Origin of the sequence: Streptomyces sp. NBC_00316 (assembly GCF_036158715.1) — a bacterium.
Lineage (GTDB): Bacteria > Actinomycetota > Actinomycetes > Streptomycetales > Streptomycetaceae > Streptomyces.
This window is the reverse complement of the sequence record NZ_CP108023.1, coordinates 5,247,975-5,263,334: the sequence shown is the minus strand read 5'-3', so window position 1 is coordinate 5,263,334 and position 15,360 is coordinate 5,247,975. Positions and strand designations below refer to the sequence as shown.

Here is a 15,360-nt window from a genome sequence, read left to right as displayed (position 1 = left end):
TCACTCGTTGGCGGCGCGGGGCCGGTCGCCGTCCTCGTACTGGTCGAAGAGCGGGGTCCGGCCGCGGTCGCGGGTGCGGCGGGAGGTGTTGGTGCGCTGGCGCGGGGCCGGGTCCACGGGTGGCGCCGCGGGGGCCGCCGTGCCCGTCTGCGTCGGTTCGGCGGTGCTGGAGCGGGCCGCGCTCCAGGTCTCCGGATTGCCGACCTCGACGCCGCCCGTGGCACGTGGGGCCACAGGGGCGGTGACGTACGTCGGCAGCGGGACCGGGACCGGCTCCCAGCTGTCGCCCTGGGACCGGCCGCGTTCACGCTGCTGGTCGACCCATTCCGCGTGGTCCGTCTGCTCGACCAGCGCGCGGCGGCCCGCTTCCTGCGGGGACACCGTGGGAACGGGATCGGACTCGGGGCGGCGCGCTTCGGGCTCCTCGTCGGGCTCGGCGGGCGCCGTCGCCGCGGGCTGGTGCCTGCGGGGGCGGTTCTCGCGCAGGTGCTGCGCCGCCACCTCCGCCCTGCGCCGGTCCATGGTGAAGGCGAACCGGCGCCGTTCCTGGGCGCGCAGATGCACGATGTACGTGCTCAGCAGCACGGCCGGCACCGCGGGCGCCCAGAGGAAGTGGAGACCGCCGACCGCGGCGACGATTGCGCCGAGGGTGAAGGCGAGGAAGAGGATCGACGTGGTGCGCCGGCGGCGCGCCAGCACCTGCGAGCGCTGGGCGCGCCGGGCGCGCTCCGCGTCGATTCCACCGGGGCGCGCGCGCCGTGCGGGCGCGGGCACAGTCGGGCGTGCGGGTCTGTCCTGGGTCTGCCGCTCGGGCGCCTGCGACGCGGAAGCCGCACGCTCCGGCGCATGCGCCGGGTCGCTCACGCGGGCTTCGGTATGCGCCGGAGGCGCGGCAAAGGCCCGGACGTCCACGGAATCCATTCGGTCCGTGACCACGTCCGGGTCGGCGTCGGGCTCCGCCTCCTCGGCGGTGCGTTCCCGCAGCTCCTTGGCGTACCGGCGCTCCATGGCCGCCCGTCCGGACAGCAGCCGGATGGCGGTGCTGAAGCGTTCCGTCGGACGGGCTTCGTTGAGCTCGTCCTGCCTGCGGAGCCACATCGGCACCAAGTAGGCGGCCCACGCCCCGACGATGACTGCATAGATGAGGCCGCTGCTGCTCACGTCTCACACCGTAGAGGGGTTTGCATGGGGGCATCCGCCAATTGGCCCGGTGTGTCGCACGATCCGGCTGATATCACGGACTTTTTTTGTGATTGCTCGGATCAACAGTCGGCGTTTGCATGCTCGTTAGTAGTCGCGGCGCGATCAATTTCGAACACTTATTTTATTTCGCGTGGCGCTCCGGCCGCGCCCGATGCCATCGGCGAAGCAGCCCGTCGGGCACTTCCTCCGCGGTGAGCGCGAAGATCAGATGGTCCCGCCATGCGCCGTCAATGTGGAGATAGCGTGGCCGCAGCCCCTCCTCGCGGAATCCGAGTTTCTCCACGACTCTTCGGCTGGGCCCGTTCTCGGGGCGAATGCACACCTCGATGCGGTGAAGTCCGACCGACCTGAAGCAGTGGTCGACGGCGAGGGCGACCGCCGTCGGCATCACACCGCGGCCCGCCACCTCCTGGTCCACCCAGTAACCGATATGGCCCGAGCACATCGATCCCCACGTGATGCCGGCGACCGTCAACTGCCCGACCAGGCGGCCCTCGTACTCGATGGCGAAGGGCAGCATCCGGCCCGCGTTCGCCTCCGAGCGCAGGTGGCGGATCATCTGACGGTACGTGGGGCGCCGGGCCACCGGGCCGCCCGGGCCGGGCGGCGGGACGGTCGCTTCCCAGGGGCGCAGCCAGTCACGGTTGCGCCGGTTGACCTCGCGCCACACACTCTGGTCACGCAGCTTTATCGGCCGGAGGGCGATCACGCCGTCCGTCAGGGTCACCGGCCAGGTCGGGACGTTCAGCTCGGGCTCCCGGGTCGGGGGTGGTCGCCGCCGCGGAGCTGGTCGACGGCGTGCACCAGAAGGCGTTCGAGGACGGCGAGCCCGTCGCGCACCCCGCCGGTGGAGCCCGGCAGGTTCACGACGAGGGTCCGGCCGGCCACACCTGCGAGGCCGCGGGAGAGCGCTGCCGTGGGGACCTTGTCGCGGCCCTCGGCGCGAATCGCCTCGGGGATGCCGGGGATCTCGTGGTCGATGACGCGGCGGGTGGCATCGGGGGTGCGGTCGGTCGGCGAGATGCCCGTGCCGCCGGTGGTGACGATGACGTCGTACGCGGCGGCCACCCCGGCCCGCAGGGCCTGCTCGACGGGGTCGCCGTCGGGGACGACCTGCGGCCCGTCGACGGCGAAGCCGAGCGCGGTGAGCGCCTCGACGATCAAGGGGCCGCCCCGGTCGGCGTAGACCCCGGCCGAGGCACGGTTCGACGCGGTCACGACGAGTGCGGTACGGGGGGCGGGCAGCGCGCTGCCGGGCGGCGCGGCCCGGTGCTCGTGGGCGGAAGGCGCGCCCTCGCGCTCACCGCCGGCCGGCACGGCCTCGGGCACCGTCATGCGTCCGCTCCCTCCGGCGCGGGGCGCCGGTAGTCGCCGGACTTACCGCCGGACTTCGCCTCGACCCGGACATCCGTGATGACCGCGCTCTTGTCGACGGCCTTGATCATGTCGATCACGGTGAGCGCGGCGACCGAGACGGCCGTCAGGGCCTCCATCTCGACGCCGGTGCGGTCCGTCGTCCTCACCGTGGCGAGGATCTCCACCGCGTCGTCGGCGACGCTCAGGTCGACCTTCACGCCGGAGACGGCGAGCGGGTGGCACAGCGGGATCAGCTCGGGGGTGCGCTTGGCGCCCATGATCCCGGCGATACGGGCGGTAGCCAGGGCATCTCCCTTGGGAACGCCCTCGCCTCGGAGCAGTTCGACGACGCGCGGCGAGACGAGGACCCGGCCGCTGGCGCGGGCCACGCGCGCGGTGACGTCCTTCTCGGACACGTCGACCATCCGGGCCGCGCCCGCCTCGTCGATATGCGTCAGCCTGTTCTGCGTACTCACTGAACTCCGCCTAGCGGTAGGGCGCCGGTTGCCCGCTCGGCCCGCACCGGGGTGCGGCCGGGGGTCCGGGGGGTGTCCCCCGGTAAGGCACAGCGGCAGACACCGTACCGCCACCGGCTCGCGTTCAGCGGAGCAGGATCACCTCGGTGACCGCGCCCGACTCCGCGGAGGTGACGTCCTCGGGCAGCACGATCAGCGCGTCCGCCTGGGCAAGGGCGGCGATCAGATGGGACCCGGAGCCGCCGACGGGCGTGACGGTGCCCTCCTCTGCGTCGTACGTGCCGCGCAGGAACTGGCGCCTGCCGGCCGGCGAGGTGAGGGCCTTGTCGGTCTTCAGGGTGGCCCGGACCCTCGGGCGGTTCAGCTCTTCCAGGCCCATCAGCTTGCGGATCGCGGGCCGCACGAAAAGCTCGAACGAGACGTACGACGAGACGGGGTTGCCCGGCAGCGCCAGCAGCGGCGTGTGCTCGGGGCCGATCGAGCCGAAGCCCTGCGGCTTGCCCGGCTGCATGGCGAGCTTGCGGAAGTCGATGCCGCTGCCCGGCTCGTCCTCGTCGCCGACGGAGGACAGGGCCTCCTTGACCACGTCGTACGCGCCGACGCTGACACCTCCCGTGGTGACGACGATGTCGGCGCGGATCAACTGGTCCTCGATCGTGGCGCGGAGCGTATCGGCGTCGTCCGCGACGGCACCGACCCGGTAGGAGATGGCTCCGGCGTCACGCGCGGCGGCCGTCAGCGCGAAACTGTTCGAGTCGTAGATCCGGCCGCCGGTCAGCTCCTCGCCGGGCTGCACCAATTCGCTGCCGGTGGAGATGACGACGACGCGCGGCCGGGGCCGCACCTTCACGGTGGAGCGGCCGATCGCGGCGAGCAGCCCGATCTGCGGCGGCCCGATGACCGAACCGGCCCGCAGGGCCAGATCGCCGGGCTGCACATCGCTGCCGCGGGCCCGCACATGGGCACGGGCCGCGACGGGGCGGTGGACGCGGACCTCGCCGCCCGCATCCTGCGGGGCGTCGCTGTGGGCGCGCATGGTGTCCGCCGGGCCGCCCCCCGTACCGCCGTCGGTCCATTCGACCGGCACGACGGCCTCCGCACCGGCCGGCAGCGGGGCGCCGGTCATGATGCGGGCGGCCTCACCGGGGCCGACGGTCTGGTCGTCGGAGAGTCCGTCGCTGCCGGCAGCGACGTCACCGATGACGGTGAGCACCGCGGGGAACTCCTCGCTGGCGCCCTCGACATCGGCGATGCGGACCGCGTAACCGTCCATCGAGCTGTTGTCGAAGGGCGGTAGGGCGATCTCCACCATGACGTCCTCGACGAGGACACAGCCCTGGGCCTCGGGCAGTTGCAGCTCGATGGGATCGAGCGGCCGTACCGCGGCGAGGATGTCGTCCAGGTGCTCGTCCACCGACCAGATCGTGCTGCTCAAAGTGCTACATCTCCTCGGTGACGTAACTGCGGAGCCAGGCGCGGAAGTCCGGGCCCAGGTCTTCACGTTCGCACGCGAGTCTGACAATGGCGCGGAGGTAATCGCCGCGGTCGCCGGTGTCATAGCGACGGCCCTTGAACACGACACCGTGCACGGGGCCGCCGACCTTCTCGTCCTCGGCGAGCAGTTGCAGGGCGTCGGTGAGCTGGATCTCGCCGCCGCGGCCCGGCTCGGTCCTGCGCAGTATCTCGAAGACGGCGGGGTCGAGGACATAGCGGCCGATGATGGCGAGGTTGCTGGGCGCGTCCGCCGGATCGGGCTTCTCGACCAGGCCGGTGATCTTGACGACGTCACCGTCGACGGTGGTGTCGACCGCCGCACAGCCGTACAGGTGGATCTGTTCCGGCTCGACCTCCATCAGCGCGATGACGCTGCCGCCCTCGCGCTCCTGGACCTCGACCATGCGGGCGAGCAGCGGGTCGCGCGGGTCGATCAGGTCGTCGCCGAGGAGCACCGCGAACGGCTGGTCGCCGACGTGCGGGGCGGCGCACAGCACGGCGTGGCCGAGGCCGCGCGGGTCGCCCTGGCGGACGTAGTGCATGGTGGCGAGGTCGCTCGACTCCTGGACCTTCCGGAGCCGGTCGGCGTCTCCCTTGCGGGTGAGTGCCGACTCCAGTTCGTAGTTGCGGTCGAAGTGGTCCTCGAGCGGGCGCTTGTTGCGTCCGGTGATCATGAGTACGTCGGAGAGGCCGGCTGCCACCGCCTCCTCGACGACGTACTGGATCGCAGGCTTGTCGACGACAGGCAGCATCTCTTTGGGAGTGGCTTTGGTGGCCGGCAGGAAGCGGGTACCGAGGCCTGCGGCCGGGATGACGGCCTTGCTGATCCTGGGGTGCGACTGAGTCATGCGCGTAACGATAGCCCGTGCCTTTGGGGTGAAGATTAGACTCCGGTTAACTTTGTACTTCTATATGTACATACGAGAGACTCATGGGTGCCCGTTGAATACCGACATGTCCGCAAAGGCCGCTCTCCGGCGTGAGCTGCTTGCCGGGCGATCGCTCCTGAGCGGGGACGACGTGGAAAGCACCGGGGTGGTGCTGGCCCGTGGGGCGATGGACCTCCCGGAGCTGACCGGGGCCCGCACCGTCGCCGCGTACGTCTCGGTGGGGAGCGAGCCGGGGACCCGTGCGCTGCTGGACGCACTGCGCGCGCGGGGCGTACGGGTGCTGCTGCCGGTGCTCCTCCCGGACAACGATCTCGACTGGGCCTCCTACGAAGGTGCCGGCCGCCTTGCGCGGGCAGGACGCGGGCTGCTGGAACCGGACGGTCCGCGGCTCGGGCCGGCCGTCGTCCTCGACGCTGACGTGGTCCTGCTGCCGGGGCTCGCGGTGGACGGGCGCGGGATGCGGCTCGGCCGCGGCGGCGGTTCGTACGACCGGGTGCTGGCCCGGCTCGCGGCGGCCGGGGCGCATCCGGCCCTGATCGTCCTGCTCTACGACAACGAGGTGGTCGCGCAGGTTCCCGTGGAACCGCACGACCACCCCGTGGACGCCGTGGTGACACCGGCCGGAGCGCGGCGCTTCACCGTCTGAGTCCGGCCCGGACCGCGTCGGGCCCGGCACCCTGGTGCCGGCCCGCCGCGGTTGTGCCGCCCCGCCCCGTCAGGACGGCTTGAGCGTCAACGTGTCCTTCGTCGCCTCGGCCACGGCATTCGTCCCGAAGGACCAGTCGAGCAGATCGCCGTTGGCCCACAGATCGGTCTGATCCGTGTAGTGCGCGCTGAACGCGTGCCCGGAGGCGCCGGTGAGGTTGATCCAGCGGGACTTGTCCCAGTCCCCCACGTTGACGACCATCCGCATCGACGGGACCCAGATGACCTCGTAGCCGCCCGCGGCGTTCCAGCCCGTGGCGTTGACCGCGGCCTCGCCGCCGCCCAGGTTCCACGGGCCGCGGTTGAGCGCCCGCTGGAGCAGATCGGGACCTTCGGTACCGAGGGTCTGGTTCTTCAGGGTCAGCTGGTGCAGCCGGCCCCAGCTCCAGGTGGTGATGTCCTTGCCGAGCTTGGCGGTCAGCTCCCAGCGGGCGTCCTTCATGGCGCGGGCGAAGAGCTCGTCACGGTTCCCGGTCGCCGTGTCCTTGCGGTTCTTCGGCGCCTTCCACCAGTCGTTGTTCTCGTCGTCCATGATGCTCGCGACCACCTGGTACCAGCGATCGCCGCCGTCCGGCTGCGCCGAGTCCGTGTCGCGCTGGCCGCATTCGCGCACCGGCTTGTCCTGCTCGTCGACCGGGCCCGTGCTGTCGGCCGGGAGCACGGTGAGGCACTCGCCCTCGACCCGCAGCTCCTTGGGCAGCTTGTCGCCGAAGGCCAGCTTGAGGATGTTGCGCCAGACCGCGTTGAAGTACGCGGCGGCCGCCGAGTCGGGCTCCTGGGTGTAGTCCCAGCCCTCCAGGAGCTTCTGTGCCTCACGGACGCTCTTGTCGGAGACGTTGATCTTCATCAGCTCGGGCACCAGCAGCGCGGCGATCTCGCTGGTGTTGTCCATCTGCATCTTCTGCATGTCGTCGGTCGAGATCTTCCCGCCGCCCTTGATCTTCGACTCGATGAGGTCGTTGATCCGCTGGCTGCGGGTGCCGTAGCCCCAGTCCTTGGTGAGCAGGTGGGGGTACTTCTTCTCGTCGATGACGGCCTGGTTGGCGGTGACGATGTAGCCGCGCTTCGGGTTGTACTCGTACGGCAGCTCGTCGAACGGGATCGGGTCCTTCCGCCAGCCGTACTCCGACGTCCAGCCGGGGCTGGGCATCGTGCCGTCTCCCGTCCTGCGGACCGGGATCGTGCCGGGCGCCTGGTAGCCGATATTGCCCTTGGTGTCCGCATAGATGAGGTTCTGCGAGGGGACCTCGAAATGCCTGGCGGCGGCCCGGAAGGTCTTGAAGTCCTTGGCCTGGTTCAGCTCGAAGACGGCGTCCATGGAGTGGCCGGGCTGCAGCGCGGTCCACTTCAGGGCGACCGCGTAACCGTCGGCCCGGTCCGGAGCGGAGTTGGTGACGGGGGCCTTCTGGCCGACCTTCTCCAGTTCACCGCTGCGGTCGGAGACCAGCGGCCCGTTGTTCGTCTCGCGCACCGTGATGTGGCGGCTGGCACCGCCCGCGACCTTGATGGTCTCCTTACGCGTGACGAAGGGCTTCACCTTGCCGTCGTACTGGTAGCCGTCGCCGGAGACCTTCTCCAGGAAGAGGTCGGTGACGTCCGCGCCGAGGTTGGTGAAGCCCCAGGCGATGTCCTGGTTGTGACCGATTATCACGCCGGGCATGCCGGAGAAGGTGTAGCCGGCGGTGTCGTACCGGCAGGTCGCCGAGAGCTGCCGGCAATGCAGCCCCATCTGGTACCAGAGCGACGGCAGCTGCGGCGCCAGGTGCGGGTCGTTGGCGAGCAGCGGCTTGCCGGTGGTGGTGTGGGTACCGGAGACGACCCAGGAGTTGGACCCGATGCCGTTGCCGTTCGGGCCGAGCAGCGCGGGGATCTCGTCGAGGGTGTCGGAGAGCGAGGAGAGCTGGGTGTTCAGGCCCTCGGTGGCGCCCTGCACCGTGCTCGAACCGACGCCGGTGGACGGCGTCGCCGTCGGGTCGAACACGCCGGTGACCGGCGAGATCGCCCCCTGGCCGACGATCGGCCTGTGCTTGTCGTACGGGTACGCGGGGTACAGGTCCGCGATCTGCTTCTTGCTGAGCCTGCTGGTCATCAGCGAGCGGTCGATCTCGTCCTGCATGTTGCCGCGCAGGTCCCAGGCCATCGCCTTCAGCCAGGCGACCGAGTCGACCGGGGTCCACTCGGTCGGCTTGTAGTCGTTGGTCAGGCCGAGCGCGGCGTACTCGACGGAGATGTCCTTGCCGTCGCGCCCCTTGAGGTAGGCGTTCACCCCGTCCGCGTACGCCTGGAGGTTCTTCTTGGTGTCCGCGGACAGGACGGTGTCGTACTCCTCCTGCGCGATCTTGCGCCAGCCCAGCGTGCGCAGGAAGGCGTCCGTGTCGACCTGGCCGGAGCCGAACATCTCGGAGAGCCGGCCGGCCGTCATGTGGCGACGGACGTCCATCTCCCAGAAGCGGTCCTGGGCCTGGACGAAGCCCTGGGCGCGGAACAGGTCGGCGTCGGAGTCCGCATAGATCTGCGGAATTCCATAGCTGTCGCGTTTGACGTCGACGTTCCCGGAGAGGCCGTCGATCTTGACCGACCCGTTCGTCTGCGGGTACGAGGCCCGCACGGTAGCTACGGACCAGAACGCGCCGTAACCGATACCCGCGACAAGCGCCAGCACCAGGACGATCACGATCAGGCGGGCACGTCGCCCCTTCTTCTTGCCGGTCTTCTCGCCGGCGGAGCCGGAAGAGCCGGAAGAGGCGGTTGTGTTGGCGGGCATCGCTGTCCTTCGAGGGGCAGGGTGGTCCTGGGAGTGCAGGAGCAACCATAGGCGCAGCACCGAAGCGAGTCCGACGCGGTACAGGGATGCATCGAATTGACGAGCGATCGCACGAGCACTCGACCGCGTCAAGGAAACGTTAAAGATTAGGTAAGGTAACGAAGTACCGGCCGCCGGAGGACGATCCGGCAGGCGTACGCAGGGAAGGAACAGCCACTGACTGTCCACGCGCTCAACGAACTCCTGCTCGTCTGCTCGATCGTCCTGCTCGTCGCCGTGGCGGCGGTACGCGTCTCGTCCCGCAGCGGCCTCCCCAGCCTGCTCCTGTATCTCGGCATCGGGATCGCCATGGGGCAGGACGGGATCTTCCACGTCAAGTTCGACAACGCCGAGCTCACCCAGGTGTTCGGCTACGCCGCTCTCGTCGTGATCCTGGCCGAGGGCGGCCTGGGCACGAAGTGGAAAGAGATCAGACCGGCGCTGCCCGCCGCCGCCATGCTCTCGGTCGTCGGCGTCGCGGTGAGCGTCGGCGTCACCGCGGCCGGGGCGCACTATCTGGTCGGCCTGGACTGGCGGCAGTCACTGATCATCGGCGCGGTCGTCTCGTCGACCGACGCCGCCGCGGTCTTCTCCGTGCTGCGCAAGGTGCCGCTGCCGGCCCGGATCACCGGTGTCCTGGAGGCCGAGTCCGGCTTCAACGACGCCCCCGTGGTGATCCTGGTGGTGGCCTTCTCGACCAGGGGGCCGGTGGACAGCTGGTACGTACTGGTCGGCGAGATCGCCCTGGAACTGGCGATCGGCGCGGCCGTCGGTGTCGCCGTCGGCTGGCTCGGCTCGTACGGGCTGCGGCATGTGGCCCTGCCCGCGTCCGGTCTCTACCCGATCGCGGTGATGGCGATCGCCGTGTCCGCGTACGCGGCGGGCGCCATGCTCCACGGCAGCGGCTTCCTTGCCGTCTATCTGGCGGCGATGATCCTCGGCAACGCCAAACTGCCCCACTGGCCCGCCACCCGCGGCTTCGCCGACGGGCTCGGCTGGCTGGCCCAGATCGGCATGTTCGTCCTGCTCGGACTGCTGGTCGCCCCGCACAACCTGCTCGAGGACTTCTGGGCCGCGGTGATCGTGGGTCTGGTGCTGACGGTGGTCGCGCGCCCGATGGAGGTCTTCATCTCGCTCATCCCGTTCCGGATGTCCTGGCAGGAGAAGACCTTCATGTCATGGGCGGGGCTGCGCGGCGCCGTACCCATCATCCTGGCCACCATTCCCATGGTGTCCGGGATCGAGGGCTCCGCCCACGTCTTCAACATCGTCTTCGTGCTCGTTGTCGTCTACACGCTGATTCAGGGGCCGACCCTGCCCTGGCTGGCCAAGGCCCTGAAGATCGCCGAGGATCCGTCCGAGGCGACCGACCTGGGCATCGAGTCGGCGCCGCTGGAACGGCTCCGCGGACATCTGCTGTCGGTGGCGATCCCCGGGAAGTCGAAGATGCACGGCGTGGAGATCGCCGAACTGCGGCTGCCCGCCGGAGCCGCGGTCACCCTCGTCGTCCGGGACGGGAAGAGCTTCGTACCCGGACCGTCGACGACGCTGCGCCGCGGCGACGAACTGCTGGTCGTCGCGACCGATCCGGTGCGCGACGCGGCCGAGGCACGGCTGCGGGCGGTCGGCGAGGGCGGCAAGCTGGCCGGGTGGCTGGGGACCGACGGCGGCACCGATGGAATCGGCAGGACAAGGACGCACCACCGATCCGAGGCCGAGAAGATCTGACGGCACACAATCACAGGCACGCACCGGATCCTGCCCTGTAGCATGAAGGAAACGTGATCGACAAAGATCGATAGGTCCGGTCAACGCCGGATCGACCAACTCTGCCTGACGCAGAGCTGGCGCGACCGTATGGCGGTCGTGGCGTCCTCCGCCTCTGCTGCGAGCGCCCGGCATCTACCGCAGTTCCGCGCGAAGAGGACAGCTCTCGGCAGCTCCCGTCCACGGCCGGCGCCCACAGGTGCGGACCGACGACGGGAGCACGGCTACCAGGCGGCAGAAAGGCATGGACCGTGGCGTCCACGGTCTCCGACCGCCCCGGTTACGGGCGGCTGCTGCGCACCCCCGGTGCGTGGACCTTCCTTCTTCCGGGCTTCACCGCACGGCAGCCCTTCGCGATGCTGACCATCGGCATCGTGCTGCTGGTGCAGCACACCACCGGTTCGTACGGCAGCGCGGGCGCCGTCGCGGCCGTCACCGGTGTCTCCATGGCGCTGTTCGCACCGCAGAGCGGCAAGCTCGCCGACCGCATCGGCCAGCGCGCCGTCCTGCTGCCGGGCGTTCTCGTGCACGCGGCGTCCGTTTCGGCGCTGACTGCACTCGCCCTGGCGGAGGCACCGCTGTGGCTGTTGTTCCTGGCCGCCGTGCCGACGGGTGCGTCCGTCCCGCAGATCGGCCCGATGGTGCGGGCCCGCTGGGCGGCCCTGCTGGGCGCGGCACCGGGCCGGAAGGCCTCGCCCCTGATGCCGACCGCCGCCGCCTTCGAATCGGTGACGGACGAGCTCACCTTCGTCATCGGACCCGTCCTCGCCACCGCCCTCTGCACCGGAGTGCATCCGGCGGCCGGACTGATCGCGGAGGCCGCGCTGACGCTGGCCGGCGGCCTGCTCTTCGCGGCGCAGCACCGCACCCAGCCCACGGTCCGCGCCACCACGTCCATCGCCTCCGAACGGCACACCTCCGCCCTGTCCGTGGCGGGCGTACGGGTGCTCGCGGTGGCCTTCCTCGGGATCGGCGCCGTCTTCGGCGGCATGCAGGTCTCGCTGACCGCGTTCGCCGAGGAGATCGGCCGGCCCGGCGCGAACGGCCTGCTGTACGGGATCTTCGCGGCCGGCAACATGCTGGCCGGCATCGCCTGCGGTGCCATCGCCTGGAAGAGCGGCCCGCGGCGCAGGCTGATCGCCGGGTACGCGGCGCTGACGCTGACCGCCTCCGGGCTGTGGGCCGTGCACTCCGTGCCCCTGCTGGCCGGGCTCGGCCTGCTCGTCGGACTCTCCATCGCACCTGCGCTGATCAGCGGATACACGCTCGTCGAAGCGCTCGTTCCGGCGTCGGCGCGGACCGAGGCGTTCACCTGGCTGACAGGCGCGGTCGCGCTCGGCCAGGCGGCAGCGGTGACGGTCGCCGGACAGCTCGCGGACGCCCACGGGGCGAGCACCGGATTCGTGGTGCCGCTGGTGGGGACCGTACTGGCGCTGGTGACCCTGGTGACCCTGCGTTCGCGGCTGACACCGAGGGCATCGGGGAAGGCCTCCGGACGGACCGTGGCACGTGGTATCGGTCACCGAGAGCCGGTCACGGTGGACTGATCCAGCGGAATAGGTCAGTATGGAGCGTCGTTAGCACTCATAGAGTCAGAGTGCCAGGAGGATCAAGTGCCGACCTATCAGTACCAGTGCACCGAGTGCGGCGAGGGCCTCGAGGCGGTGCAGAAGTTCACCGATGATGCCCTGACCGTGTGCCCGAGCTGCGAGGGACGCCTGAAGAAGGTGTTCTCGGCGGTCGGCATTGTCTTCAAGGGTTCCGGTTTCTACCGGAACGACAGCCGCGGCTCCTCGTCGAGCAGCTCGCCGGCGTCGTCGTCCGCGAAGGCATCCGGTTCCGCTTCGTCTTCGTCGACGGGGTCGGACTCGAAGTCGTCCACGCCTGCGCCCGCAGCTTCTTCCTCTTCCTCGTCGTCGTCCTCCGCGTCGGCGTCGAGCGGTACGTCGGCCGCCTGAGCCGGAGTACCCCGCTTCGCACTTCGTCCGAGGGCCCTGCCGATCCGATCGGTGGGGCCCTCGGCGTTTTCGGGCCCCGCTACTGTGATCACATGGTGAACGCAGAGATCGGTGTCATCGGCGGCTCGGGCTTCTACTCCTTCCTGGAGGATGTCACCGAGGTCCGCGTGGACACCCCGTACGGACAGCCGAGCGACTCCCTCTTCCTCGGTGAGATCGGCGGCCGCCGGGTCGCCTTCCTCCCCCGCCACGGCCGGGGCCATCATGTACCGCCGCACCGCATCAACTACCGCGCCAACCTGTGGGCCCTGCGCTCCGTGGGTGTCCGTCAGGTGCTCGGCCCGTGCGCGGTCGGCGGACTGCGCCCCGAGTACGGACCGGGGACGCTGCTCGTGCCGGACCAGATGGTGGACCGCACCAAGGCCCGCACACAGACGTATTACGACGGGGAGACCCGGGCGGACGGGGTGGCACCGAACGTGTTGCACCTGGGCTTCGCCGATCCGTACTGCCCCGAGGGGCGCAAGGTGGCGCTCGCCGCGGCCCGCGGCAAGGGGTGGGAGGCGGTCGACGGCGGAACGCTGGTGGTCGTCGAGGGGCCGCGCTTCTCGACCCGGGCCGAGTCCCGCTGGCATGCAGCGATGGGCTGGTCGGTCGTCGGGATGACCGGGCATCCCGAGGCCGTGCTCGCCCGTGAGCTGGGGCTCTGCTACACGACGATGACGCTCGTGACGGACCTGGACGCGGGCGCCGAGGCGGGCGAGGGCGTCTCCCACGGAGAGGTGCTGAAGGTGTTCGCCGCCAATGTGGACCGGCTGCGGTCGGTGCTGTTCGAAGCGGTGACGGCGCTGCCCGCGGTGGGGGACCGCACCTGTCCTTGTGCACACGTGCTGGACGGGATCGAGACGGGGATCGAACTGCCGTAGCGGATGTCGGCTCCGGCCCTTGCGGCGCGGGGCCGGGGCACGTGCGGGTGACGGCTCCGGCCCTTGCGGCGCGGGGCGGAGGCACATGCGGGTGACGGAGTTGTCCACAGCAGGCGGGCTGTCCACAGGGCCCGGCAGGAATCCCGCGGACGGTGGATCGTGAGGGACGTGGGAGTTCATCCGAACTCCGTCGGACTGAGGGCCTTGGCTTCTCACTCCTCACTCCACGCTCCGTCACGGCAGGTGGTGCCGGCCATGTTCCCCGTTTCTCCGCACGCTTCCCCGTCCGCTCGCTCGTCCCCTTCCCCATCCGCCGCCTCGGCCTTCTCGATGTCCGCCGCTTCGGCCTTTTCGCCCGATGTACGCCCGGCGGTCCCCGGTCCGCCGATGTCTGCGCCCCCACCGTGCGGGGTGCCCGCGTTCGCACCACTGCGCGTGCGCGGGTGTGGCGGGCGTCGATTGCGGCGGGCGGTGTGGCGGCAGCGCCGCGCGATGGCGGCCGGCCTGGCGCTGACCGCTGCGGCGCTGGCCGCGACCGGACTCAGTGGCGGTAGCGGCGCGGCAGGCGCACGAGGCTCGTCCGGGGCTGCCGGGGCGGCGCCGGACGATGAGCGGCGGCCGGTTCAGCTGGTGTCCGCGCCGGTCCGGATCGCGGATGCGGCGACGGTGCGGCTGTTGCGGCCGGGCGATCGCGTCGATGTGATCGCAGGCGAGGGGCCCGGGGCCGACGCCAGGGTGGTGGCCAAAGGAGCCGCGGTGGCGGCGGTGCCGCGGACGGCCGCCGATGGTTCTACGGAGGGCGGCGCGCTGGTCGTGCTGTCCGTGCCCCGGAACACGGCCGTGTCCCTGGCCGGCGCGGGAATCTCGGCCCGCCTGGCGGTGACGCTGTGCTGAACCGGACGCACCGCCCTGTTCGCACTGATGAGCTGTCACGTCACCGGCCCGAAGGTGCAGATCGGGTGGTTCCACCGCGTACTGCCGTAGGTTGCGGAGCAGTTCGCTCCCCCCACGGCACATGCGGAGGAAGACTCACTCGTGACCGAGAAGAAGAAGGTCAGTCTGATGGAGGGCTTCAAGGCCTTCCTGTTGCGCGGCAATGTCATCGACCTGGCGATCGCGGTCGTCATCGGCGCCGCGTTCACCAACATCGTGAACGCGATCGTCAAGGGCGTCATCAATCCACTCGTCGGTGCGTTCGGCACCAAGGATCTGGCGAGCTGCAGCTCCTGCCTCAAGGGCCCCTGCGTCACGGACCCCAGGACGGGCGAGGCGACCGAGGGCATCCGGATCCTCTGAGGTTCGGTGCTCAGCGCCACGCTCAGCTTCGTGATCACTGCGGCCGTCGTCTACTTCCTGATGGTGCTGCCGATGGCCAAGTACCTCGCCAGGCGAGCGGCGATGCAGGCTGCCGAGGCGGGCGTGCAGGAGACGCTGGAAGTGAGCGAGCTGGAGGTGCTGAAGGAGATCCGCGATGCGCTGGTCTCGCAGCGCAGCAGTTCGGCGGACGAGGGCCGCGGCCAGGACCCGGGCCGCGGCCACGACGAGTAGCTCAGATGTGGTGGGGGGGCTTCTCGTCGAGGAAGCGCGCGAGGTCGGCAGCGCTGCCGCCGGCCGGAGCCCGCTCACCCCACGCCCGGTCCGTATCGTCCGCGGACTGCTGGTCCAGCGGATCGTCGAAGATCAGAGCCGGCTTGGGTTTCCTCTGTTCCGGCCGTGTCGGCTGCGTGGGCTTCGAATCGCGCGGTCCAGGGGCGGGGGCGGTGCTCATACCACCAGGGTACG

At 70.4% G+C, this 15,360-nt stretch carries 14 protein-coding genes and 1 pseudogene; 7 read left to right on the top strand and 8 right to left on the bottom strand.

Going from position 1 to position 15,360, the window contains the following annotated elements; all coding sequences use genetic code 11:
- The 6 genes from sepX to galU form a co-directional block, all read right to left on the bottom strand.
- The gene (sepX, locus tag OG878_RS23505; RefSeq protein WP_328888605.1) at positions 1 to 1,161 is read right to left on the bottom strand and encodes a divisome protein SepX/GlpR; all 1,161 of its coding nucleotides are present in this window, start codon (positions 1,159 to 1,161) and stop codon (positions 1 to 3) included.
- A 163-nt stretch (positions 1,162 to 1,324) separates the two neighbouring features.
- Positions 1,325 to 1,930 (bottom strand): GNAT family N-acetyltransferase, encoded by a 606-nt coding sequence (locus OG878_RS23500; RefSeq protein ID WP_328888604.1) that lies wholly within the window; start codon positions 1,928 to 1,930, stop codon positions 1,325 to 1,327.
- Positions 1,931 to 1,947: 17 nt separating this feature from the next.
- On the bottom strand, positions 1,948 to 2,538 hold the full coding sequence (locus OG878_RS23495) for a MogA/MoaB family molybdenum cofactor biosynthesis protein (protein WP_328888603.1): 591 nt from the start codon (positions 2,536 to 2,538) through the stop codon (positions 1,948 to 1,950).
- Entirely contained in the window at positions 2,535 to 3,035 is a 501-nt protein-coding gene (gene moaC / locus OG878_RS23490; protein WP_328888602.1) for a cyclic pyranopterin monophosphate synthase MoaC, read from the bottom strand. Before moaC ends, OG878_RS23495 begins: the two co-directional genes overlap by 4 nt.
- Before the next feature lie 124 nt (positions 3,036 to 3,159).
- Positions 3,160 to 4,470, bottom strand: a complete 1,311-nt coding sequence (gene glp / locus OG878_RS23485; protein ID WP_328888601.1) for a molybdotransferase-like divisome protein Glp — start codon at positions 4,468 to 4,470, stop codon at positions 3,160 to 3,162.
- Between the two features lie 4 nt (positions 4,471 to 4,474).
- The gene (gene galU / locus OG878_RS23480; protein ID WP_328888600.1) at positions 4,475 to 5,377 is read right to left on the bottom strand and encodes a UTP--glucose-1-phosphate uridylyltransferase GalU; all 903 of its coding nucleotides are present in this window, start codon (positions 5,375 to 5,377) and stop codon (positions 4,475 to 4,477) included.
- Between the two features lie 106 nt (positions 5,378 to 5,483).
- On the opposite strand from galU, the gene OG878_RS23475 reads away from it, so the two are divergent.
- Positions 5,484 to 6,065: a 5-formyltetrahydrofolate cyclo-ligase gene (locus OG878_RS23475; protein WP_328888599.1), complete on the top strand. Its 582-nt coding sequence runs from the start codon at positions 5,484 to 5,486 to the stop codon at positions 6,063 to 6,065.
- Positions 6,066 to 6,134: 69 nt separating this feature from the next.
- Here the strand turns inward: OG878_RS23475 and OG878_RS23470 are convergent, their stop codons facing one another.
- A complete protein-coding gene (locus tag OG878_RS23470; protein WP_328888598.1) occupies positions 6,135 to 8,888 on the bottom strand; it encodes a penicillin acylase family protein in 2,754 nt (917 codons plus the stop codon).
- A 216-nt stretch (positions 8,889 to 9,104) separates the two neighbouring features.
- On the opposite strand from OG878_RS23470, the gene OG878_RS23465 reads away from it, so the two are divergent.
- The 6 genes and pseudogenes from OG878_RS23465 to OG878_RS23440 all read left to right on the top strand — a co-directional run bounded on the left by OG878_RS23465 (position 9,105) and on the right by OG878_RS23440 (position 15,126).
- A complete protein-coding gene (locus tag OG878_RS23465; protein ID WP_328891346.1) occupies positions 9,105 to 10,655 on the top strand; it encodes a potassium/proton antiporter in 1,551 nt (516 codons plus the stop codon).
- A gap of 290 nt (positions 10,656 to 10,945) precedes the next feature.
- Positions 10,946 to 12,241 (top strand): MFS transporter, encoded by a 1,296-nt coding sequence (locus OG878_RS23460; protein WP_328888597.1) that lies wholly within the window; start codon positions 10,946 to 10,948, stop codon positions 12,239 to 12,241.
- A gap of 66 nt (positions 12,242 to 12,307) precedes the next feature.
- Positions 12,308 to 12,652 carry an FmdB family zinc ribbon protein gene (locus OG878_RS23455; RefSeq protein ID WP_328888596.1) on the top strand — a complete coding sequence of 115 codons (345 nt, stop codon included), beginning with the start codon at positions 12,308 to 12,310 and terminating at the stop codon, positions 12,650 to 12,652.
- A gap of 92 nt (positions 12,653 to 12,744) precedes the next feature.
- A complete protein-coding gene (locus OG878_RS23450) occupies positions 12,745 to 13,578 on the top strand; it encodes an S-methyl-5'-thioadenosine phosphorylase (RefSeq protein ID WP_328888595.1) in 834 nt (277 codons plus the stop codon).
- A 492-nt stretch (positions 13,579 to 14,070) separates the two neighbouring features.
- Positions 14,071 to 14,472, top strand: coding sequence for a hypothetical protein (locus tag OG878_RS23445; RefSeq protein WP_328888594.1), 402 nt, complete (start codon positions 14,071 to 14,073; stop codon positions 14,470 to 14,472).
- A 168-nt stretch (positions 14,473 to 14,640) separates the two neighbouring features.
- Positions 14,641 to 15,126, top strand: a pseudogene (locus tag OG878_RS23440) (large conductance mechanosensitive channel protein MscL).
- A gap of 1 nt (position 15,127) precedes the next feature.
- Here the strand turns inward: OG878_RS23440 and OG878_RS23435 are convergent.
- Positions 15,128 to 15,346: a hypothetical protein gene (locus OG878_RS23435; RefSeq protein ID WP_328888593.1), complete on the bottom strand. Its 219-nt coding sequence runs from the start codon at positions 15,344 to 15,346 to the stop codon at positions 15,128 to 15,130.
- Positions 15,347 to 15,360 lie beyond the last annotated feature (14 nt).

What these genes read in the sequence shown, in the direction of transcription:
- OG878_RS23495 (WP_328888603.1), bottom strand. Translation starts at nt 2,538, where the DNA reads ATGACGGTGCCCGAGGCCGTGCCGGCCGGCGGTGAGCGCGAGGGCGCG.
- galU (WP_328888600.1), bottom strand. Translation starts at nt 5,377, where the DNA reads ATGACTCAGTCGCACCCCAGGATCAGCAAGGCCGTCATCCCGGCCGCA.
- OG878_RS23475 (WP_328888599.1), top strand. Translation starts at nt 5,484, where the DNA reads ATGTCCGCAAAGGCCGCTCTCCGGCGTGAGCTGCTTGCCGGGCGATCG.
- OG878_RS23470 (WP_328888598.1), bottom strand. Translation starts at nt 8,888, where the DNA reads ATGCCCGCCAACACAACCGCCTCTTCCGGCTCTTCCGGCTCCGCCGGC.
- OG878_RS23450 (WP_328888595.1), top strand. Translation starts at nt 12,745, where the DNA reads ATGGTGAACGCAGAGATCGGTGTCATCGGCGGCTCGGGCTTCTACTCC.
- OG878_RS23445 (WP_328888594.1), top strand. Translation starts at nt 14,071, where the DNA reads ATGGCGGCCGGCCTGGCGCTGACCGCTGCGGCGCTGGCCGCGACCGGA.
- OG878_RS23435 (WP_328888593.1), bottom strand. Translation starts at nt 15,346, where the DNA reads ATGAGCACCGCCCCCGCCCCTGGACCGCGCGATTCGAAGCCCACGCAG.